Below are 18,675 nucleotides of genomic sequence, written 5' to 3'. Positions count from 1 at the left end.
TTCCATGCGCTGATGGGAGCATTTCATTGAGGCTCACCCTCACCGGAGTGGGAATGATCAATCGAAGAGACGGCCAACCCTTGATGGAGAGCGCCGCTACCGAACATGCTCGACCCGCGTCAGCTTCGGCCTTCCGTCAATGATCTCCGCGTGAAAGCGCACCCTGTCTCCGACCTTCAAGCCGCTGAGCGTCTTCTTGTCCGCATCGAAGGCCATCGTCATCGGCGGCATGGCGAGATTCGGAATATCGCCATGCTTGAGCACGACCTCGCCGGTGGCGATGTCGATTCTTTGAACCACCGCATCGGTCAGCGCGTTCGAAGCATTCTGGCTTTGCGCGGGCTCCTTCATGGGCATCGGCATGTTCGGCTGTTTGGACTGGGCATGGACACCGAGACTGGCGGCGAGCAGTGAAATCGCAAGAACATGCAGGGGTTTCATTCGAGTGCTCCTGAATTTGGGGGAATCGGATTGAAAGCAGGCGCGGCAACGTTCTTGCGACGATGCAGCAGATACCAGGCGGCAGGCACCACGAGCATGCTGAGCAGTGGTGCTGTCACCATCCCGCCCACCATGGGCGCGGCGATTCGGGTCATCACCTCCGATCCGGTGCCACTGCCCCAAAGGATAGGCAACAAGCCCGCCATCACCACGGCAACGGTCATGGCCTTCGGCCGCACCCGCAGGACGGCCCCCTCCCGAATAGCGGCCAGCAGGGTCTCGTCGTTCATCGCTGCACCTGCCGCGAGGCGCCGAGCGAGCGCATTCTTCAGGTAGACCAGCATCACCACGCCGAATTCGGCCGCAACCCCGGCCAGCGCGATGAAGCCCACCGCCGTGGCCACGGAAACCGAGTGCCCCATCGCCCACACAAGCCAGAAGCCTCCGATCAGCGAGAACGGCACCGCCGCCATGACAAGGGCCGCATCCGCGAGCGATTTGAAGAGCAGGTAGAGCAGCACGAAAATCACGGCCAGCGTGACGGGAATCACTAGCTTCAGGCGCTCGGTTGCACGCTCAAGGTATTCGAACTGGCCGGACCACGAGACGGCATAGCCGGCTGGCATCTTCACGGCCTGCGCCACCGCGGCTTGCATGTCCGTGACCGCCGAACGAAGGTCCCGCCCGCGTACGTCGACATACACCCAGCCCGAGGGCCGTGCGTTTTCGCTGCGCAGCATTGGCGGGCCGGCCTCGATATGGATCTTGGCGACGTCCTGCAGCAAGACGGTCGCGCCCTTGTCGGTCACGAAGGGCAATTGCCGCAAGCGTTCCAGCGAGTCTCGGATCTCGCGCGGGTAGCGCACGTTGATCGGATAGCGCTCCCGCCCCTCGATCACTTCGCCGACGTTGTCGCCGCCGATGGCGGTGGATACAACGGACTGAACATCCGCCACCGAGAGGCCGAACCGTGCCGCAGACAGGCGATCGACATCGACATCGATGTAGCGCCCGCCCGTCAATCGCTCGGCCAGCGCCGACGACACCCCCGGTACGTTCTTGACCGCCGCCTCGATCTGTGTGGTCAGCGAATCGATGGTGGCCAGATCGGCGCCCGCCACCTTCACACCCACGGGACTCTTGATTCCCGTGGCCAGCATGTCAATGCGATTGCGTATGGGAGGCACCCACACGTTCGACAGTCCCGGCACCTTGACGGCGCGATCCAGTTCCTCGACCAGCTTGTCTGGCGTCATGCCGGCGCGCCATTGATCCTTGGGCTTGAACTGGATGGTGGTCTCGAACATCTCCATCGGCGCCGGGTCGGTGGCCGAGTCCGCACGGCCGGCTTTTCCGAACACCCGCGCCACTTCCGGCACCGTCTTGATGAGGCGATCGGTCTGCTGCAACAGTTGCGCCGCCTTCGACACCGAAAGCCCTGGCAGGGCAGACGGCATGTAGAGCAGGTCGCCTTCATCCAGCGGCGGCATGAACTCGCCGCCCAGCCGCGCCATCGGCACCACCGTCAGCGCGAGCAGCACGCCCGCCAGCATCAGCGTCCACTTCGGAAAGCGCAACACCCATTCGAGCGCTGGCCGGTATGCCGCCATGAGCAAGCGATTGACCGGATTCGCCGCTTCATGCGGGATTCGACCGCGAATGAGGTAACCCATCAGCACCGGAATCAGCGTCACCGAAAGACCTGCCGCTGCCGCCATGGCGTAGGTCTTGGTGAATGCCAGGGGCGCGAACAGCCGGCCCTCCTGCGCCTCCAGCGAGAACACCGGCACGAAAGAAAGCGTGATCACCAGCAGCGAGAAGAACAGGGCCGGCCCGACCTCCACCGACGCATCGGACGCGAGTTGCCATCGCTCGAAGCCATCAGGCTGCCGCCCATGCCCCGTCTCGAAGGCCTCGATGTGCTTGTGCACGTTCTCGACCATCACGACGGCGCCATCGACCATGGCACCGATGGCAATGGCAATGCCACCCAGCGACATGATGTTGGCGTTGACACCCTGCCAGTGCATGACGATGAATGCGGCCAGTACGCCAATGGGCAGCGCGACCACCGCGACCAGCGCCGAGCGCAGGTGGAACAGGAACACGGCACACACCAGCGCCACGACGATGAACTCCTCGACCAGCTTGGCGCGCAGATTGTCCACCGCGCGATCGATGAGAAGGGAGCGGTCATAGGTCGGTACGATTTCGACGCCCGCAGGCAGGCTCGTCTTCAGCGTTTCCAGCTTCGCTTTCACCGCCTCGATGGTGGTGCGTGCGTTCTTGCCGGAGCGCATGACGACCACACCGCCGGCCACCTCGCCTTCGCCATCCAGTTCAGCAATGCCGCGCCGCATCTCGGGTCCGATCTGAACCGTCGCCACGTCGCGCAACAGCACCGGCGTGGCGCCTGAGATCGACACGGGAATGGAGCGAAAGTCTTCCAGCGATCGCAGGTAGCCGCGGGATCGGACCATGTATTCGGCTTCGCCAAGTTCGACGACGGAGCCTCCGCTGGACTGATTGGCTTTCTGCAAGGCCTGCACCACGCTCGCTTGCGTGATGCCGAGCGCACGCATGCGATCCGGGTCGAGCACCACCTGGTACTGGCGCACCATGCCGCCGATGCTGGCCACCTCCGCCACGTCGGCCACGGTTTTCAACTCGAACCTCAGGAACCAGTCGTTGAGCGCGCGCAGTTGACCCAAGTCCCGACTGCCGGTGCGGTCGACCAGCGCGTACTCGTAGACCCAGCCCACCCCGGTCGCATCGGGGCCCAGCGAGGCACTGGCACCTGCTGGAAGCCGTGCCTGCACTTGGTTGAGGTATTCAACGACCCGCGAGCGCGCCCAATAGGGATCGGTCTTGTCGTCGAACAGCACATAGACGAAGGAATCGCCGAAGAACGAATACCCGCGCACCGTCTTCGCGCCGGGCACGCTCAGCATCGTTGTGGTCAGCGGATAGGTGACCAGGTCTTCAACCACCTGCGGCGCCTTGCCGGGAAAGGGTGTGCGGATGATCACCTGCGTGTCCGACAGGTCGGGTAGCGCATCGAGCGGCGTCCGGGCCGCTGACCACAGGCCTGCCGCCACGACGAACAAGGTGGCGATCAATACGAGGAACCGGTTGCCGACCGACCACCGGATGAGGGCCGCGATCATTGCTTTGCCGCCGGTTGAAGGCGTTCGACCGAGAGCAGCTCGTAGCCCAGTGGCCCGCCTTCCCTGAACTCGAACCGGACCGTGTCGCCTGGCTTGACGTCAGCAAAGGCGCCCGGCGTTGGCCTGGAAAAGCCCATGGTCATGGCGGGCCACTTCAGCGAGGCGACGGGGCCATGCGAAATGGTGATGCCGTCCGCTTCGACCCTTTCGACCTTGCCCTCCGCACGATGCGATGTTCCGGTGGTCGCCGGCGTCGACGAGACAGGGGATCCCGACGCAGTCGGGGGTGGAGCCGCACTCGCAGTCATGTTCCCCAGCACCGACCGCAGCCTGGCTTCGGAGTCGATCAGGAACTGCCCGCTCGCCACAACTCGCGCGCCCTCGGCCAGCCCCTGGACCACCTCGACGTCGTCACCCAGGTCTGCGCCGAGCGACACCTCGCGCGGCTCGAAGGCTCCGCCCTCCCTGGAAACGATGACGACCGAGCGCTTGCCTGTGCGAATGACCGCCTCCGAGGCCACGAGCAGGCGTGAGCTCCTGGCGCCCCCCACCTGGAGCCGCAACAGCATGCCGGGAGTGAGTCTGCCCTGCGCGTTGTCGACCTCGAAGCGCGCCTTGAGCGTGCGTGTGGAACTGCTGATCTCCGGAAGGATTTCCTTCAGTTCGCCGGCAAAGGTCTGTGAGGCATCTGCCTGCAACGCGGCTTGCACCTTCTGGCCCGCCGCAAGCCGCAACGCTTGTGCTTCGGGAACCTCTGCGGTTGCCCAAACCTTCTCGAGCCCGGCGATCCGAAACAGGGTCACGCCGGACGCGACGGCCACGCCTTCGCGCACGCCCAGTTCCGCAATGACCCCGCTGACCGGCGCCGTCAGCACAAAGCGTGCTTGCGCCACGCCAGCCTTCTCGCTCTGGCGGATGAGTTCGCCCGGGATGGACATGGCCCGCATTCGCTCGCGCGCAGCCGCGACGAGGTCAGGGGAAACGCCGGCGCGCTGGAGTGCTATCAGTTCGTTTTGCGGGCCCAGCCACTCCGGTGCGAAGATGGTCGCAAGAGCTTGGCCTTTGCGCACCCGCTCCATCGGCGCGCGCACCGAAAGGCGCTCGACGTAGCCGGCAACGCGCGTCTGGACCGCCACATTCAAGCGCTCGTCGAACTGCACGGTGCCGATGGCGTCGAAGGACGAGGAGACATCGGCCCGGCGCACGGTGGCGTAGCGGATGCCGAGGTTTTGCTGCACGCCGGGGCTGATCGTCACGCCCGAGCTTGTCGGTTGGCTGTCTGCATACATGGGCACCAGCTGCATGTCCATGAACGGAGACTTGCCGGGCTTGTCGAAGCGTGGGCCGGGCACCATCGGGTCGTGCCAGTAGAGGACCTTGCGGCCATCGTTGCCGGGCGTGGTCCCTGGCGTCATGGACGCGCCAGGTGCGGACTGCACCGTCGTGCGGCCAACATAGAAGGCGGCCCCCGCGACCAGCGTGAGGGCGATCAGGCCCAGCATCGTCACATTTGATCGTTTCATGGTGCCACCTCGCCGGAAAGGGGACGAAACTTCATCTGGACTTGCGCCTTGGCCAGATCACGCTGAAGTGCCAGCAGCTTGCGTTGCACGTCGACCTCGGCGTGCCGCGCCTCAAACAGCGTCACCAGACTCGTCTGGTTGGAACGGTAGCCCGCGGTGGCGACGGCCGTTCTCTGCGCCGCGGGCGTGACGACGCCCGCGCGAAGGCGCTCGATGCGTTGCCACACGCGCTCGATGTCGCTGGAAAGCACCTGGTATTCGGCGGTGGCGGCGCGGGTTGCTTCGGCCAACTCGGCCTCGGACTTCTCAACCAACGCGAGCTTGGCGGCCGTTTCGCGATCCTGTCGATCGCCACGCGCGATGGCCAGCGGAATGCTCACCCCGACCGTCACCATGTCCGAATAGCCCGTGCGCTGCCCATAGGCGACTTCCCACGTCCAGTTGGGGTCGCGGTTGGTGCTTGCCACGGCCGCAGCTTGCCTTGCCACTTCGAGGTCTTGCCGCATGGCTGCCACCGAAGGGTGGCCAGCAACGTAGACCTCTTCAGTGGGGACGGACTCGACTGGCATGGTCACCAGCTCGTCGGGCCTCAGGCCGATCCAGCGCTGCAAGGCGAATCGCGCAGCGGTTTGCTGCTGCCGGATTTCGGCTGAATCGTCTTCCGCAATGCCTTTGCCGCCGCTGAGCTGGAGCAGTTCCTGGCTGCTGCCAGTCGCAGAAGACAGCCGGGCGCGCGCGGCTTCAAACTCCTCATGGGCGTGATGCTCCATCAGGGTTGTGAGCTTGAGCATCTCATCGGCGTAGAAGGCATCGACGTAGGCGAGCGCTGTCTGCAGCCGCGTGTTGGCGATCGCAGCCTGGGCCTGTACCGCCTCCCGGCTCGTTGATGCCTGCGCAGCAGCTTGTCGCGCAGAACGTTTGTCTTGCGAGACCCACTCCTGGCTGATGCCGATGCGCTTCATGGTCATCGAGTCGTTGGTTGTGCTGAAGCGATCCGGCCCGGTGATGGGCAGGTTTTCGATACCTGCTCTCAAGACGGGATCGGGAAGTTGCCCTGCGGCAACCGAGGCATCCCTGGCGCTTTGGACGCCAGCGCGGGCAGCACGCGCTGCCTCGGAGCGCTGGACGGCCAATTGCAGCGCCGCGTCGAAGGACAGCGGCGCAGCCGCTGCCAAGCCAGGCAGCAGTGCGGCGGCCCAAACGGCCGCGCGCGAAAACGGGGTGAACATGAAACTTCTCCAAAGACGAACGAGGTATTCGCCGGCAAGCGGACAAGCCGCGCCAGCACCCGGGGTCAGTCGATGGGAATTTCAGACTCGAAGTCTGCGAGTCGCGAGGAAGACGGGGTCGGGAGGGGGATGCAGTTCGGGCACGCTCTGCGGCGGGACCTCGTGTCCTTGGGACGCCAGCACCAGCGGCACCACCAGCACCTGCACGACTGCTGGCAGCGAAGGCGTCGCAACCTTGATCTGCTCGAATGACAGCGACGCGCCGTTGGCGTGCTGATGGCACAGCACCGGTTGTTCGGTGTCCATGCCTTCGCAGGGTTGGCCCGATGCCATCGCTTCTGCCATGCCTTGGCTGTCCGCCATGCCTGGGCAGACATAGGCAGCCAGCGCCATCTGGGAAAACAGCAGCGACAGCATCACCACGAACGCGGTGACGCAGCGATGCATGGAGCGACGGCGGGTCATGGTTGAGGGAGTTTAGCGCGCCAGTGCCTGCGGTTGAAGCAAGACAAAAAAGGGCGAAACGCCGGAACTTGAGAAACGGGGCGCTTGGGCCTCGCCAATACTGACGCGGCTCGCCGATACGGCTCTACCCGTGAAGGACACCACAGAAGCGAATTTCGCCATCTGTTCATTGGTTGAGCTTGGGCCTAAGATGCAACAATGAGTACGCGCTTGGCTATGCGGTTGGCATCGGGACGAGAGGTAATCGTTCTCGCGATGTTGCTTGCTTTTGCATTCAGCCAACTCTCCGCGGTCGTCCACCTCTCCAGTTTCCTTGGAGCGCGTTCCGGTGCGCAGCACGCGCTGCTGCATTGGCAAGGGACACCTCATCATCATCACGATGATGGCTCCATAGGAAGCGATCATTCGGTCGAGTCCTATCAGCACGTCAGTCTCGATGGATGCCTGAACGCCATCGCGATGCAATGCGACTTGCTGGTTCATTTTGGGCCGCACCCTCTTGTGCCGCCCGCGAGCCACGATGAGCTTGCGAAGCCGTGGCCATATCTCGACGGGCCGATGCGTCCGCCATCCCTGCCAACCTGAAGATCGCATTCACCGCCACGCACGGTCGGACTCACACGTCCGCCCGATGGCCGGGGCAGTGGTGCGGACGGCTGGCTTCCTTGCTGGCCTGCGCTCTTTCCGTTTTACGGAAAGCGACTCGATAGCGACGCGGCTCCAACAAGTCGGCGCTCCATATCGGCACTGACGAAAGTTCCCCCTCACTGCGCGGAACCCAGTTCGGTGGCAGATCGAAACCACACACGATCGAAGCGATGGGCTGTCATGGCGCATTGCCTTTGTCCATTTTCAGTTCGGAGCGTTGCAATGAGGTTTCAGAATGATGATCCAAGCTTCTGGCGGTCATCTGGCGCGGCCACCTTTCTTGTGGCGGCGCTTGTCGGCGCGTTCTTCCTGTACACGGAAAACGGTGCCCACCTGTTCGGAATTCTTCCGTTCCTGCTCATCGTTGCCAGTCCGTTGATGCACGAGGTCATGCACCATGGGCGCTACCGTCGACGAGGCCGTCAGGGTCGCTATCCATCGGATGACGATCTGTGAACGGTGTCGACAGCGGCCAGGCGCAGTGGAGTCTGGCCTTCTTGAACACGGGCGTGTTCGTCGGATTCGCATACAGCTTCTTCAAGCCTTACACGGCGAGGGACTGGAAGGTCTTCGGCGCCTACTCCGCATTCGTCGCGGCCTTGTTTGCCGAGGTCTACGGCTTTCCGCTCACGATTTTTCTTTTCCGCGCATGGCTGTCGGCCGCGTTTCCGGACGTCGACATGTTCGGCCACGAGGCGAGGCACCTTTGGTGGCTTCTGTGGGGTCGCTCCGACCCGCACATGGGAGCCTTGCGCTTCCTCAGCTTCGCGATTGTGTTCGCAGGCTTCTTGCTTCTGGCCATGGCATGGCACGCGTTGCAGCGCGCTCAGCGACGCGAAGAGATCGCGTCGACCGGCCCGTATCGCCGGATCAGGCATCCTCAATATGGCGCCCTCATCATCATCATGCTTGGCTTGCTGTTTTACTGGCCAACGCTGCCTTCAACGTTGCTGCTTCCTCTGCTGGTTGTGATGTACGTCCGGCTCGCAAGATCCGAAGAGCAGGAATTGATTCGTGAACGAGGGGAGGCTTGGCGAAGCTATGCGGCCGCGACCCGCCGGTTTTTGCCTGCCCTTCGTGGCGATTGCCGTTGAAATGCCTAGGACACGTAGGTCAACCTTGCGTCAGATTCCGAGCGGTGTCTGGGTCCTCGGCTTCGTCAGCATGCTGATGGACATTTCTTCGGAAATGATCCACAGCCTGCTGCCGCTGTTCATGGTTTCCACCCTCGCAGCCAGCGCCTTCGCGATCGGGCTGATCGAAGGGCTGGCCGAGGCCACAGCGCTAGTCGTCAAGGTCTTCTCGGGAACGTTGAGCGACTATCTCGGCAAGCGCAAGGGCTTGACCTTGTTCGGCTATGCCCTGGGGGCACTGACCAAGCCGCTTTTCGCGCTCGCCCACTCCCTGGGCATCGTGCTGACGGCGCGGCTGCTGGACCGGGTCGGCAAAGGGATTCGCGGGGCCCCGCGCGATGCCCTGGTCGCCGACATCACGCCCTTGCATCTGCGCGGTGCAGCCTTCGGACTGCGCCAGTCGATCGACACCCTCGGGGCCTTCCTCGGGCCGCTGCTGGCTGTCGGCTTGATGCTGCTCTGGGCCAATGATTTCAGGGCCGTGTTCTGGGTCGCGGTGATCCCGGGACTGATGGCCGTCGCACTGCTTGCGTTCGGACTGCGGGAGCCGGCGTATCTGCAAGTCGAGAAGCGCATCAACCCGATCCGCCGTGAGAACCTGAGGCGCCTCGGCGCCGCGTACTGGTGGGTGGTGCTCATCGGCGCGATGTTCACGCTGGCCCGATTCAGCGAGGCATTCCTGGTGCTGCGAGCCGAGCAAGGCGGCATTCCGATGGCACTGGTGCCGCTCGTGATGGTCGCGATGAACCTGGTCTATGCGTTGTCGGCCTATCCGTTTGGCAAACTGTCCGACCGCACGAGCCACACCCGGATGTTGGCCTTCGGCCTCGCCGTGCTGATCGCGGCCGACCTGGTTCTGGCCGCCAGCAATCACTGGGGCGTGGTGCTGGCCGGCGTCGCGCTCTGGGGCGTTCACATGGGGATGACGCAAGGCCTGTTGTCCGCCATGGTGGCGAATGCCGCGCCCGCGGACCTGCGCGGCACGGCCTTCGGATTCTTCAACTTGGTCAGCGGCCTTGCCATGCTGGTCGCCAGCATGATCGCCGGCTTGCTGTGGGACCAGCTCGGCGCATCCGCAACCTTCCATGCCGGCGCTGCCTTTTGCGCGCTGGCCCTGGTGGGCCTGGGGTGGCGGCCGTCGGCCAAGGTTGCATGACGAAATGGGTAGAGATACCTCCCGGCGGGATGCGACCCGGCGAGTGCGAGCCTTGTTCCGGCGCGCTGGCAGTTGGATCGTGAGCGTCCGGCAATCCCGTCTTGACACGTGATCAGTCAGCGGCCAGTGCGTGGATGATCGGGCAGTTGCCCTTGGTCGCCCCAGCATCGCATTGGCGTACCAGCGCCGTAAGCGCTTTGCGCATCGCCTTCAGATCGGCAAGCTTTTCTCCGATGACCTGCAGTTTGTGCGCGGCCAGCTCGCGCGTTTCGGCGCAGGCGCCGACCTCATCGAGTTGGAGCAAGCTGCCAACTTCGTCCAGCGTGAAGCCCAGCACCTGTGCTCGCTTGATGAAGCGCACGCGTTTGATCGCGTGCACGTCATAACGGCGATGCCCGTTCGTCGGCCTATCGGGTTCGGGCATCAAGCCACGGCGCTGGAGCGGATCGTTTCGACGTTCACGCCGGCCTCGTCGGCCAGTCGCCCTATCGTCAACTCGGTTGTCATCTCTACCCCTTGACTCCGTACTACGGTACGGACTCTAGACTACCCTTCATCGAAATAGGTTCACCTTTGTTGGCAATGTTCAGAGTCAAGAGTTCGCTGGTCGCCGGAGTGTTTGCGGCTGTCGGCGCGTCGGTGTGCTGCGTCGGGCCGCTGGTGTTGCTGGGGCTAGGCATCAGCGGCGCCTGGATCGCCAACCTGACTGCGCTGGAGCCGCTGCGGCCTGGGTTCATCGCTGTGACGCTGCTGTTCCTGGGCTTGGCGTTCCGGCGTCTGTACCTGCAACCGCAGGTCTGCGAGTCGGGCACCGTGTGCGCCGAACCGATCGTCCTCAAGCGTCAGCGGTTGACCTTCTGGGTTGTCGCGCTGGCGCTCCTCGCCTTGTTGTCGGTGCCTTGGCTGGCGCCCTATTTCCTCTGAAGGACTAACCATGCGCAACTTGCTTGCTGCAACGCTCGTCTCGCTGATGCCATTGGCCGCACTCGCCGCGGCGCCGCAGACCGCCGTGCTCGATGTCCAGAACATGACCTGCGAGCTGTGCCCGGTCACGGTGAAGAAGTCCTTGGAGAAGGTGCCTGGCGTGAGCCAGGCCCGGATCGATTTCGCTAAGAAGACTGCAACTGTGACGTTCGACACCGACAAGGCCAGTACCGCGGCGTTGGTCAAGGCCACGACGGACGCGGGCTACCCCTCGAAGGTTCACAAGTGATGACGACCGCCCCTATGCTGGAGTCAGTGCTGACCTGCCCCGTCTGCGCCCACGCCAAGCTCGAAGTCATGCCGACCGACGCCTGCCAATTCTTCTACGAGTGCGAGCGCTGCAGGACCGTGTTGAGGCCGAAGGCTGGCGACTGCTGCGTGTTCTGCTCGTACGGCTCGGTCAAGTGTCCGCCCGTGCAGATGCAGCCGGGCTGCTCAAGCTGCGGCGCCTGATGGCCGCCAACGGTGGGGCAGCAACTCCTCGATCCGGCGGTTCAAGTGGGTCGGCAGCCTCGCGAGAACGTCGCGCAGGTATTGCCAAGGATCGTGTCCATTGAGCTTGGCCGACTGAACCGGGCTCATCACCACTGCAGCGCGCTGGCCGGCCAATGCGCTACCGACGAAGAGCCAGTTCTTGCGGCCCATCTGCCAGGGCTTGATCTGCCGCTCCAGGAAGTTGTTGTCCATCGGGACTTCGCCGTCGTCGAGATGACAGGTGAACTGTGGCCAGAGGTTGAGGCTGTAGTCGATCGCTGCGGCGATGCTGCTTCCAACGGGTACGCGGCGCCGTTCGAGTTCGAGCCACAGCTTGAACTCCGCCCACAGCGGCTTGGTCAATTCCTGCCGGCCCCTTTGTCGATGTTCCGCGGGCATGTTCGCCAGGCTTCCCTCGAGGTGGTAGATCTGAGCCAGAAGCTTGATCGCCGCTTCGGCACTGGGCTCGTCCCAGCCCTGGCCACTTCGTCGTACTTGCGTCGGGCGTGCACGACGCATCCTGCGGCGTACACGCGAGCATCCATGGCGGAGTCGTAGCCGGCGTACTGGTCCGTCAGTAGCGTCCCGTTCCACGCACCGTCCTCACCGCCGAGGAACGCCACCGGTTACGGGCCGCCACGGCCCAGTCAGAACTCGAAGATCACGCCGCGCTGCGCGTCGAGTTCGCCGCGCGCATAGGCCCAGACGTAGGCCCCTGCGGGTCTTGCCCGCCCCAGGATCGAGCAGCGCCACCGGCGTCTCGTCGGCGTGCAGTACCCGGGCGCCGCGCACGAAGCGCTTGTGCGCGTCGTACAGCGGCTCCAGCGCCGACCCGGCGTACCCCGCCCACGCCGCGAGCGTGGAGCGCGGGGTGCAAGCGACACCGCTGCGACCGAGACGTCGGGCTGTTGACATTCGGCGATGACCGCCGCCTTGAACTCCGCAGCATGCCTGCGCCGAAGCTTCTGTGAATTGGGATTCACAGGTGACCACCAAATCAAATAGGTGGGCACCACCCCCACGGTCCCATCACGGCGCAGCAAGATGGGATGCCGAGACGCTCACGTTGGATCAGCTCTCTACCCGGCGCAGTCGCAAAGCATTGAAGATGACGGAAACAGAACTCAGGCTCATCGCCAGCGCGGCAATCATCGGCGACAGGAGCCAACCGGTCAGGGGGTAGAGCACGCCCGCCGCGAGCGGTACGCCAAGGGCGTTGTAGAAGAACGCGAAGCCCAGGTTCTGCTTCATGTTGGCGATCGTCTGCTCCGAGATGACGCGCGCCTGCGCGATGCCTCGCAGATCGCCCTTGACCAGCGTCACCTGCGCGCTATTCATGGCGACGTCCGTACCGGTGCCCATGGCAACGCCCACGTCGGCCTTGGCAAGCGCAGGCGCGTCGTTGATGCCGTCGCCGGCCATGGCGACGATGCGGCCTTCACCTTGGAGTCGCGTCACGAGTGCGAGCTTGTCCGCAGGCTTCACTTCGCCATGCACTTCGTCTATGCCGAGCCTGGCGGCGACGGACTTCGCGGTGGTCAACCCGTCGCCGGTCGCCATGATGACCCGCATGCCGTGGGCCCTCAGGGCACCGAGGGCTTCCGACGTCGTGCCTTTGATCGGATCGGACACGGCCAACAGCCCTGCCACTTGCCCGTCGATCGCCAGGAACATCACGCTCGCCCCTTCGGCGCGCAACACCTCGGCCTGAGGCTTGAGCTTTTCGACATCCACGCCGATCTGCGCCATCAAGGCGGAATTCCCAAGCGCCGTCTTTTTGCCGTTCACGGCGCCGGTGACACCGATGCCGCTGCCGGACTCGAACCCATCCGGCGTGTCCAGTTCCAGCTTGCGCTCGCGTGCTGCCCGCAGGATCGCATCCGCCAGCGGATGCTCGCTCCCCTGATCGAGGCTCGCAGCCGTGCGAAGGACTTCCTCCTCGCCGAAACCGCCGACGCCAATGGCGCGTTCGAATCGCGGCTTGCCCTCCGTCAGCGTGCCGGTCTTGTCGACGATGAGCGTATCGACCTTGCGCAGGTTCTCGATGGCCGCGGCGTCGCGAAACAGGATGCCCCGCGTCGCGGCCTTGCCGGTGGCCACCATGATCGACATCGGCGTAGCGAGTCCCAGTGCGCATGGACAGGCAATGATCAACACCGCCACGGCGTTGATCAGGCCGTAGACCCAGCTTGGCTGTGGACCGAACATGCCCCACGCCAGGAACGAGAGCGCGGCGACACCGATCACGGCCACGACGAAGTAGCCTGCCACGTGATCGGCCATGCGCTGCATCGGCGCCCGGGAGCGCTGGGCCTGAAGCACCATCTGGACGATGCTGGCGAGCACCGTCTTCGAGCCCACCCGTTCGGATTGCATGACCAGCGCACCGCTGGTGTTGAGGGTGGCGCCAATGAGCTTGTCGCCGGCCCGCTTGCTCACGGGTAAGGGCTCGCCGGTCAGCATGGATTCGTCGACCGCGCTTGCGCCTTCCACCACCACGCCATCGACCGGAATCTTTTCGCCGGGACGCACGCGCAGCTTGTCGCCAACGTGCACATGGCCGAGCGGTATGTCCTCTTCGCCGCCGTCGGCGTTGATCCTGCGCGCGGTCTTCGGGGCAAGACCCAAAAGAGACTTGATCGCCGCCGAAGTCTGCGAACGCGCCTTGAGTTCCAGGATTTGACCGAGCAGCGTCAGCGAAATGATCACGGCGGCCGCCTCGAAGTAGACCGCCACGCGCCCCATCGATTGGAAGGTGGCGGGGAACGCCTCGGGCGCCACCGTTGCGGCAACGCTGTAGACGAATGCCGCTGACGTGCCCAGCCCGATCAGCGTCCACATGTTCGGACTGCGATGCACCACCGATTGCACAGCGCGCTCAAAAAATGGCCAGCCGGCCCAGAGGACGATCGGCAAGCTGAGGGCCAGTTCGATCCAGCTTTGCGTCGCCATGTCGAACCACTGCAAGCGATGGCCCGCCATCGCGAGAAAAGCGACGACGACTGTCAAAGGCAAAGTCCAGAGGAAGCGCAGCTTGAAGTTGCGCAGTTCCGGGTCCTCGCCTTCGTCGAGCGTTGGCGTCTCCAGCTCGAGGGTCATCCCGCACTTCGGACAGTTGCCCGGATGATCCTGGCGAATCTCAGGGTGCATGGGGCACGTAAAGACCGTGCCCGGAGCTGTCGAGACTTCGGTGGGGTGCACTTGCTCGCTCGCACGCAATTCAGCGGGCTCGTAGCGGGCCGGGTCCGCAATGAACTTGGCCATGCAGCCTGCGCTGCAAAAGTAGACCGGGCGGTCCACGAGCTGGACCATGTGCGGGGAGCGATCGGTGACAGCCATCCCGCAGACCGGATCCCTCAGTTCGAGCGAATCGACCGCAGGGGGCGTCAACGACATGTGGTGCGCGGTGCTCGGTGGGGATGCCGTGGGCGCCCGACCGGGGTGTTCCGGGCGGTCCGGCAGAGCAGTATCTGAGTCCATCATCGGAAATTCCTTCAGCGAATGCGTCGGCCTTCGGGGGACGCGAGCGGACGTGCGTGCCGAGACGCGACCGTCCCTCGCGCGCTGGAGCCGTCCAGGTGGTCACTTTGACTTGGCAAGCCAGCGCTCAAACTCGGCGATCTCCTTCTTCTGCGCCGAGATGATCTTCCTCGCCATCGCCTTCATCTGCTGCGACTTACCCGCCTCCAACTCGGCTTGGGCCATCTGAACCGCTTGCTCGTGATGCATCTTCATCATCATTGCGAAGTCCTTGTCGGTGTCGCCCGACATGGGCATCTTTTGCATCATGTCCATGCCCGCCATCATTGACTGCTTCATGCCGCCCGAAACAGGGGGCGCCGCAGGCGCCTGCGCGTAGGCCGCTCCTGAAAAGATCGCGCACGCCAAGGCGATCACACCGATAGATTTGCGTCGTGAGGAGGTCATTGGTCTTCCTTGGTTGAGGTGAGGGGAAACTGGCTTGAGGTTCTCGGGCTTACGCCATCTCCAGGCATGCGGTGGCGCAAGCCCGCCACGCGGTTGCGCAGCTTTGGCAGTGCGCCTCCTTGTGTTTCGCACATTCGTCGCCGCAGGCCTTGCAGAGGTCGGCGCACAAAGTGCACATGGCCTTCACGTTTGGGCAGGCGGGCGAGCGCATGGGACGAAGTTGCCTATTGAGCAAGCTCGATCGTGCTCACGGTCTGTGAGTTCTTCATGAGGCTTCCTTGGTTGGGGGGAGTGGGACCGGCTTGCCGACTTCGCCTGCGTCGCCAGGGGCGGGCGACGACGAACGGGAGAAGTAAAGGCCGGTGAAGGCCGCGATGGATCGCTCCTCATGGCCCGGGATGTGCAAGGAGCGTTCGAGAACTTTCCATGCGTCCACGCACGTGTAGCCCAGCGCCTCGATCTCCCTGATGAAACGCGCCCGGTTGTAGACGTGCGTTGGCGCGTAGCAACCGTCCCCGAGATTCTGCGTCGTGACGAAGTCCTCGCCGTCGTAGAGCGGGAGCTTGTTCAGCAGGATATGTCGTGGCCGGGCGGAGGACTTGAGGAGCAGTTGGTCGAACCGTACATCCAGGTAGTGGAACGCGCCTGCCGAGAGCCACACGGAGGCGTCTTTTCCGCCTTCGAGGTTCTCGGTGAATTGCAAGGCCGTGACCTGGTTCTTCTCCGCAAGATCGCGGCCGATCGCCACCATCGCCGGCACTTCGGCGACCACCCACCGGAGGTCGGCAGGCATCTTGAAATAGTGTCGGTAAGCATAGTAGTGAACACCAACGGAGCCGCCGATGTCGAACACGCTCGTGGCTCCATCGTTGAAGGCGCGTTCGAGCCACCACATCACCGGGTAGTCATAGGTGAACACATGTTGAGTGCGGTCCTCGACGTATTCCTTTGCAAGCGCCGAATGGTCGAACTCCTCGTTCGGCGGAAGCCATGCACGCGCCGTGTCGAAGGAGTCGAACACCCCGAAGCAGTTGGCCGCGGCAACGGGCGTGAAAAACTCCTTTTGCTTCAGATAGAGAAGCGCGGGACGAACGAGCGGGCCGTTCATCACCTCGCGAAAATGTCGAGCAAAGCTGAGCAGGGTCATCGTTGCACCTGTCTGGTTGTCGTCGAAGGAGCGATCACCGAGCCGCTTCGATACGGGTCACGGTGATCGCATCGTTGAGCTTTTCGGCCCTGAACCGGACCTTCTCTCCGGCCTGAAGCTTGTCGAGCACGGCCTCGTCGCTCACGCTGAACACCATGGTCATGCCGGGCATGTCGAGGTTCTTGAGTGGGCCGTGCTTGATCGTCAGCTTCTTGCCTTCCTTGTCGACCTTGCGGATTTCGCCATCGGACAGATCAGCCGAGGCGCTTGCCGCCGGCGTCGGTGCGGCGGGAGTGGATTGGGCATGGGCAGCGCTACCGAACGCGAAGACGAACGCGGCGATGACCGAGGTGATTGCGATGCGGGTGTTGAGCATGGAAGTGTCCTTGTGGGTGATCGAAAATTTGTTTGGGAGTTAGCCGGCTTGCCGCGTCACTTGGCGGCGGCCTTCGTTACGTTCACAGCGCCCTTCATCCCTGCGTCGTAGTGACCGGGTTGGAGGCATGCGAAGTCGACCTTTCCGGCCTTGGTGAACTGCCACACGATCTCGCCGCTCTTGCCTGGCGCAAGCGTCACCATGTTCGGATCGGCGTGTTCCATCTCGGGGTTCTTCTTCATGACCTCGTAGTGCTCCCTGAGCTCCTTCTCGGTGCCTAGCACCAGTTCATGCTTCAGCGCGCCCGAGTTCCTGATGAGGAAGCGAACCGTCTCGTTCTGCTTGACGCTGATGTCGGCTGGTGTGAAGCGCATCGTGTCGCCCATGTCGACGTTGACCGTGCGCGTGACCTTGGTGGCAACGCCCGGTTTGCCGATGTTGGCGTCGGCATCGTGGCCGTGGCCGCCTGCGTGGTTGCCGGTGGCGAAAACGCTGCTGCTCGCAAGGAGCGCCAGTGCAAGCATTGCGCTGGAACGAATGGAGTTCATGGATGTTTTCCTTTGTTTGAGGTTGAAAGGGAATCAGTGGCCGGAATGGCCTGTGGGTTTTCTGACCTGCACTTCGATGTTTTGCGCAGGCATGTTTTCGGCGGGCAGTGCTGCCGCGCCCGCGCCGTGGAGTCGCGGTGCGTCTGGCGCATCGCCCGCCAATTCGTACGCCACCGTGCCCTTGGGATGCTTGAACCATCCCGGGTTGCTGTAGTCGCCGGCCTTCTGGCCCTTGCGAACCTTGATGACGCTGAACATGCCGCCCATCTCGACGGAGCCGAAGGGGCCTTTGCCGGACATCATTCGCGCTGTGTTGTCGGGAATGGGCATCTCCATCTCGGACATGTCGGCCATGCCGCGTTCGCCCATGACCATGTAGTCGGGGATGAGGCGCGTGATCTTCTTCGCGACGTCCTTGTGGTCGACGCCGATCATGGTGGGCACATCGTGGCCCATCGCGTTCATCGTGTGATGGCTCTTGTGGCAGTGAAAAGCCCAGTCGCCTTCTTCGTCCGCGAGGAACTCGAACTGCCGCATCTGGCCCACTGCCACGTCGGTTGTGACCTCCGGCCAGCGCGCGCTGCGCGGCGTCGGGCCACCATCGGTGCCCGTGACCTGGAATTCATGGCCGTGCAGGTGCATCGGATGATTGGTCATCGTCAGGTTGCCGACGCGGATACGCACCTTGTCGTTCTGCCGCACGTTGAGCGAGTCGATGCCGGGAAACACGCGGCTGTTCCACGACCACAGGTTGAAGTCCAGCATCGTCATGATCTTTGGCGTGGCGCTGCCGGGCTCGATGTCGTAGGCATTGAGCAGGAACACGAAGTCGCGGTCGACCTTGTCGATGAGCGGGTGCTCGCCCTTGGGGTGCGTCACCCAGGAACCCATCATTCCCATTGCCATCTGCGTCATTTCGTCGGCATGCGGGTGGTACATGAACGTGCCGGGTCGGCGTGCCACGAATTCGTAGACGAAGGTCTTGCCCGGCCGGATCGCGGGTTGCGTGAGCCCGGTCACGCCGTCCATGCCATTGGGAAGGCGCTGCCCGTGCCAGTGGATGCTGGTGTGCTCGGGCAGCTTGTTGGTTACGAAGATTCGAACCCGGTCACCTTCGACCACTTCGATGGTCGGGCCGGGCGACTGGCCGTTGTAGCCCCAGAGATGGGCCTTGAATCCGGGTGCCATTTCGCGCACGACAGGCTCCGCCACGAGGTGGAATTCCTTCACGCCGTTGTTCATGCGCCAAGGCAGGGTCCAGCCATTGAGCGTGACGACCGGGTTGTAGGGGCGGCCGGTTGCCGGCATCAACGGAGCCATCGTGTCCGGCTTCGTCTGCAGCATCGGCTCGGGCAGCGCAGCCATGGCCACCTTGCTCACGGTCGCGGCCGCAATGGCGCCGGTGATGGCGCCCGCGCCGCTCAGAAAGTTGCGTCTGTTGTTCATGTCGTTGTCTT

At 63.7% G+C, this 18,675-nt stretch carries 22 protein-coding genes and 1 pseudogene; 6 read left to right on the top strand and 17 right to left on the bottom strand.

Annotation, left to right across the window (positions count from 1 at the left end):
- Window positions 1-96: 96 nt before the first annotated feature.
- The 6 genes from WKW79_RS15185 to WKW79_RS15160 form a co-directional block, all read right to left on the bottom strand.
- Window positions 97-441, bottom strand: coding sequence for a copper-binding protein (locus WKW79_RS15185; RefSeq protein ID WP_340335988.1), 345 nt, complete (start codon window positions 439-441; stop codon window positions 97-99).
- On the bottom strand, window positions 438-3,608 hold the full coding sequence (locus WKW79_RS15180) for an efflux RND transporter permease subunit (RefSeq protein ID WP_340335987.1): 3,171 nt from the start codon (window positions 3,606-3,608) through the stop codon (window positions 438-440). The genes WKW79_RS15185 and WKW79_RS15180 overlap by 4 nt, the downstream gene beginning before the upstream one ends.
- Entirely contained in the window at window positions 3,605-5,131 is a 1,527-nt protein-coding gene (locus WKW79_RS15175; protein WP_422823890.1) for an efflux RND transporter periplasmic adaptor subunit, read from the bottom strand. Before WKW79_RS15175 ends, WKW79_RS15180 begins: the two co-directional genes overlap by 4 nt.
- Entirely contained in the window at window positions 5,128-6,306 is a 1,179-nt protein-coding gene (locus tag WKW79_RS15170; protein WP_340335986.1) for a TolC family protein, read from the bottom strand. The genes WKW79_RS15175 and WKW79_RS15170 overlap by 4 nt, the downstream gene beginning before the upstream one ends.
- A 135-nt stretch (window positions 6,307-6,441) precedes the next feature.
- Window positions 6,442-6,825, bottom strand: coding sequence for a hypothetical protein (locus WKW79_RS15165; RefSeq protein WP_340335985.1), 384 nt, complete (start codon window positions 6,823-6,825; stop codon window positions 6,442-6,444).
- 12 nt (window positions 6,826-6,837) lie between these two features.
- Entirely contained in the window at window positions 6,838-7,308 is a 471-nt protein-coding gene (locus tag WKW79_RS15160) for a hypothetical protein (protein ID WP_340335984.1), read from the bottom strand.
- Window positions 7,309-7,695: 387 nt separating this feature from the next.
- Here WKW79_RS15160 and WKW79_RS15155 point away from each other — a divergent pair, with 387 nt between their 5' ends.
- Genes WKW79_RS15155 through WKW79_RS15145 form a run of 3 tightly spaced genes read left to right on the top strand, consistent with a single transcriptional unit; the run spans window position 7,696 to window position 9,762 of the window.
- Window positions 7,696-7,929 (top strand): DUF2933 domain-containing protein, encoded by a 234-nt coding sequence (locus WKW79_RS15155; protein WP_340335983.1) that lies wholly within the window; start codon window positions 7,696-7,698, stop codon window positions 7,927-7,929.
- Window positions 7,926-8,567, top strand: coding sequence for a methyltransferase family protein (locus WKW79_RS15150; protein ID WP_340335982.1), 642 nt, complete (start codon window positions 7,926-7,928; stop codon window positions 8,565-8,567). The genes WKW79_RS15155 and WKW79_RS15150 overlap by 4 nt, the downstream gene beginning before the upstream one ends.
- 1 nt (window position 8,568) lies before the next feature.
- Entirely contained in the window at window positions 8,569-9,762 is a 1,194-nt protein-coding gene (locus WKW79_RS15145; RefSeq protein WP_340336062.1) for an MFS transporter, read from the top strand.
- 112 nt (window positions 9,763-9,874) lie between these two features.
- On the opposite strand, the gene WKW79_RS15140 is transcribed toward WKW79_RS15145, so the two are convergent.
- Window positions 9,875-10,186: a MerR family DNA-binding protein gene (locus WKW79_RS15140; RefSeq protein WP_479694195.1), complete on the bottom strand. Its 312-nt coding sequence runs from the start codon at window positions 10,184-10,186 to the stop codon at window positions 9,875-9,877.
- A gap of 158 nt (window positions 10,187-10,344) precedes the next feature.
- Between WKW79_RS15140 and WKW79_RS15135 the strand changes: the two genes are divergently transcribed.
- Genes WKW79_RS15135 through WKW79_RS15125 form a run of 3 tightly spaced genes read left to right on the top strand, consistent with a single transcriptional unit; the run spans window position 10,345 to window position 11,199 of the window.
- Window positions 10,345-10,686 carry a mercuric transporter MerT family protein gene (locus tag WKW79_RS15135; protein ID WP_340336061.1) on the top strand — a complete coding sequence of 114 codons (342 nt, stop codon included), beginning with the start codon at window positions 10,345-10,347 and terminating at the stop codon, window positions 10,684-10,686.
- A 10-nt stretch (window positions 10,687-10,696) separates the two neighbouring features.
- Window positions 10,697-10,975 (top strand): mercury resistance system periplasmic binding protein MerP, encoded by a 279-nt coding sequence (gene merP / locus WKW79_RS15130; protein ID WP_340335981.1) that lies wholly within the window; start codon window positions 10,697-10,699, stop codon window positions 10,973-10,975.
- Window positions 10,975-11,199, top strand: coding sequence for a GDCCVxC domain-containing (seleno)protein (locus tag WKW79_RS15125; protein ID WP_340335980.1), 225 nt, complete (start codon window positions 10,975-10,977; stop codon window positions 11,197-11,199). Before merP ends, WKW79_RS15125 begins: the two co-directional genes overlap by 1 nt.
- On the opposite strand, the gene WKW79_RS15120 is transcribed toward WKW79_RS15125, so the two are convergent.
- The 10 genes and pseudogenes from WKW79_RS15120 to WKW79_RS15080 form a co-directional block, all read right to left on the bottom strand.
- A complete protein-coding gene (locus WKW79_RS15120; protein WP_340336060.1) occupies window positions 11,182-11,328 on the bottom strand; it encodes a transposase domain-containing protein in 147 nt (48 codons plus the stop codon). The genes WKW79_RS15125 and WKW79_RS15120 overlap by 18 nt on opposite strands.
- 75 nt (window positions 11,329-11,403) lie before the next feature.
- A pseudogene (locus WKW79_RS15115) lies at window positions 11,404-11,843 on the bottom strand (IS66 family transposase); the annotation flags it as partial.
- Entirely contained in the window at window positions 11,824-12,135 is a 312-nt protein-coding gene (locus WKW79_RS37035; RefSeq protein WP_422823889.1) for an IS66 family transposase, read from the bottom strand. The pseudogene WKW79_RS15115 and the gene WKW79_RS37035, both read right to left, overlap by 20 nt.
- A gap of 156 nt (window positions 12,136-12,291) precedes the next feature.
- Window positions 12,292-14,616, bottom strand: coding sequence for a heavy metal translocating P-type ATPase (locus WKW79_RS15110; protein ID WP_340335979.1), 2,325 nt, complete (start codon window positions 14,614-14,616; stop codon window positions 12,292-12,294).
- 186 nt (window positions 14,617-14,802) lie between these two features.
- Window positions 14,803-15,147, bottom strand: a complete 345-nt coding sequence (locus tag WKW79_RS15105; protein ID WP_340335978.1) for a DUF305 domain-containing protein — start codon at window positions 15,145-15,147, stop codon at window positions 14,803-14,805.
- A gap of 49 nt (window positions 15,148-15,196) precedes the next feature.
- Window positions 15,197-15,325: a four-helix bundle copper-binding protein gene (locus WKW79_RS15100; protein WP_422823896.1), complete on the bottom strand. Its 129-nt coding sequence runs from the start codon at window positions 15,323-15,325 to the stop codon at window positions 15,197-15,199.
- An 87-nt stretch (window positions 15,326-15,412) separates the two neighbouring features.
- Entirely contained in the window at window positions 15,413-16,294 is an 882-nt protein-coding gene (locus WKW79_RS15095; protein ID WP_340335977.1) for a methyltransferase, TIGR04325 family, read from the bottom strand.
- 34 nt (window positions 16,295-16,328) lie between these two features.
- The gene (locus WKW79_RS15090) at window positions 16,329-16,670 is read right to left on the bottom strand and encodes a copper-binding protein (RefSeq protein WP_340335976.1); all 342 of its coding nucleotides are present in this window, start codon (window positions 16,668-16,670) and stop codon (window positions 16,329-16,331) included.
- Between the two features lie 56 nt (window positions 16,671-16,726).
- Window positions 16,727-17,194 (bottom strand): cupredoxin domain-containing protein, encoded by a 468-nt coding sequence (locus WKW79_RS15085; RefSeq protein WP_422823895.1) that lies wholly within the window; start codon window positions 17,192-17,194, stop codon window positions 16,727-16,729.
- A 57-nt stretch (window positions 17,195-17,251) separates the two neighbouring features.
- The gene (locus WKW79_RS15080) at window positions 17,252-18,664 is read right to left on the bottom strand and encodes a multicopper oxidase family protein (RefSeq protein ID WP_340335974.1); all 1,413 of its coding nucleotides are present in this window, start codon (window positions 18,662-18,664) and stop codon (window positions 17,252-17,254) included.
- Window positions 18,665-18,675 lie beyond the last annotated feature (11 nt).

This window comes from Variovorax robiniae, from assembly GCF_037889955.1.
In the GTDB taxonomy this organism is placed as follows: Bacteria; Pseudomonadota; Gammaproteobacteria; order Burkholderiales; family Burkholderiaceae_C; genus Variovorax; species Variovorax robiniae.
The sequence above is the reverse complement of the archived record's forward strand: the minus strand, read 5'-3'. Positions and strand labels throughout refer to the sequence as shown.

What these genes read in the sequence shown, in the direction of transcription:
- WKW79_RS15185 (WP_340335988.1), bottom strand. Translation starts at nt 441, where the DNA reads ATGAAACCCCTGCATGTTCTTGCGATTTCACTGCTCGCCGCCAGTCTC.
- WKW79_RS15180 (WP_340335987.1), bottom strand. Translation starts at nt 3,608, where the DNA reads ATGATCGCGGCCCTCATCCGGTGGTCGGTCGGCAACCGGTTCCTCGTA.
- WKW79_RS15175 (WP_422823890.1), bottom strand. Translation starts at nt 5,131, where the DNA reads ATGAAACGATCAAATGTGACGATGCTGGGCCTGATCGCCCTCACGCTG.
- WKW79_RS15165 (WP_340335985.1), bottom strand. Translation starts at nt 6,825, where the DNA reads ATGACCCGCCGTCGCTCCATGCATCGCTGCGTCACCGCGTTCGTGGTG.
- WKW79_RS15160 (WP_340335984.1), bottom strand. Translation starts at nt 7,308, where the DNA reads ATGAACCAGCAAGTCGCATTGCATCGCGATGGCGTTCAGGCATCCATC.
- WKW79_RS15155 (WP_340335983.1), top strand. Translation starts at nt 7,696, where the DNA reads ATGAGGTTTCAGAATGATGATCCAAGCTTCTGGCGGTCATCTGGCGCG.
- WKW79_RS15145 (WP_340336062.1), top strand. Translation starts at nt 8,569, where the DNA reads ATGCCTAGGACACGTAGGTCAACCTTGCGTCAGATTCCGAGCGGTGTC.
- WKW79_RS15140 (WP_479694195.1), bottom strand. Translation starts at nt 10,186, where the DNA reads ATGCCCGAACCCGATAGGCCGACGAACGGGCATCGCCGTTATGACGTG.
- WKW79_RS15135 (WP_340336061.1), top strand. Translation starts at nt 10,345, where the DNA reads ATGTTCAGAGTCAAGAGTTCGCTGGTCGCCGGAGTGTTTGCGGCTGTC.
- merP (WP_340335981.1), top strand. Translation starts at nt 10,697, where the DNA reads ATGCGCAACTTGCTTGCTGCAACGCTCGTCTCGCTGATGCCATTGGCC.
- WKW79_RS15125 (WP_340335980.1), top strand. Translation starts at nt 10,975, where the DNA reads ATGACGACCGCCCCTATGCTGGAGTCAGTGCTGACCTGCCCCGTCTGC.
- WKW79_RS15120 (WP_340336060.1), bottom strand. Translation starts at nt 11,328, where the DNA reads ATGAGCCCGGTTCAGTCGGCCAAGCTCAATGGACACGATCCTTGGCAA.
- WKW79_RS37035 (WP_422823889.1), bottom strand. Translation starts at nt 12,135, where the DNA reads ATGTCAACAGCCCGACGTCTCGGTCGCAGCGGTGTCGCTTGCACCCCG.
- WKW79_RS15110 (WP_340335979.1), bottom strand. Translation starts at nt 14,616, where the DNA reads ATGTCGTTGACGCCCCCTGCGGTCGATTCGCTCGAACTGAGGGATCCG.
- WKW79_RS15105 (WP_340335978.1), bottom strand. Translation starts at nt 15,147, where the DNA reads ATGACCTCCTCACGACGCAAATCTATCGGTGTGATCGCCTTGGCGTGC.
- WKW79_RS15100 (WP_422823896.1), bottom strand. Translation starts at nt 15,325, where the DNA reads ATGTGCACTTTGTGCGCCGACCTCTGCAAGGCCTGCGGCGACGAATGT.
- WKW79_RS15095 (WP_340335977.1), bottom strand. Translation starts at nt 16,294, where the DNA reads ATGACCCTGCTCAGCTTTGCTCGACATTTTCGCGAGGTGATGAACGGC.
- WKW79_RS15090 (WP_340335976.1), bottom strand. Translation starts at nt 16,670, where the DNA reads ATGCTCAACACCCGCATCGCAATCACCTCGGTCATCGCCGCGTTCGTC.
- WKW79_RS15085 (WP_422823895.1), bottom strand. Translation starts at nt 17,194, where the DNA reads ATGCTTGCACTGGCGCTCCTTGCGAGCAGCAGCGTTTTCGCCACCGGC.
- WKW79_RS15080 (WP_340335974.1), bottom strand. Translation starts at nt 18,664, where the DNA reads ATGAACAACAGACGCAACTTTCTGAGCGGCGCGGGCGCCATCACCGGC.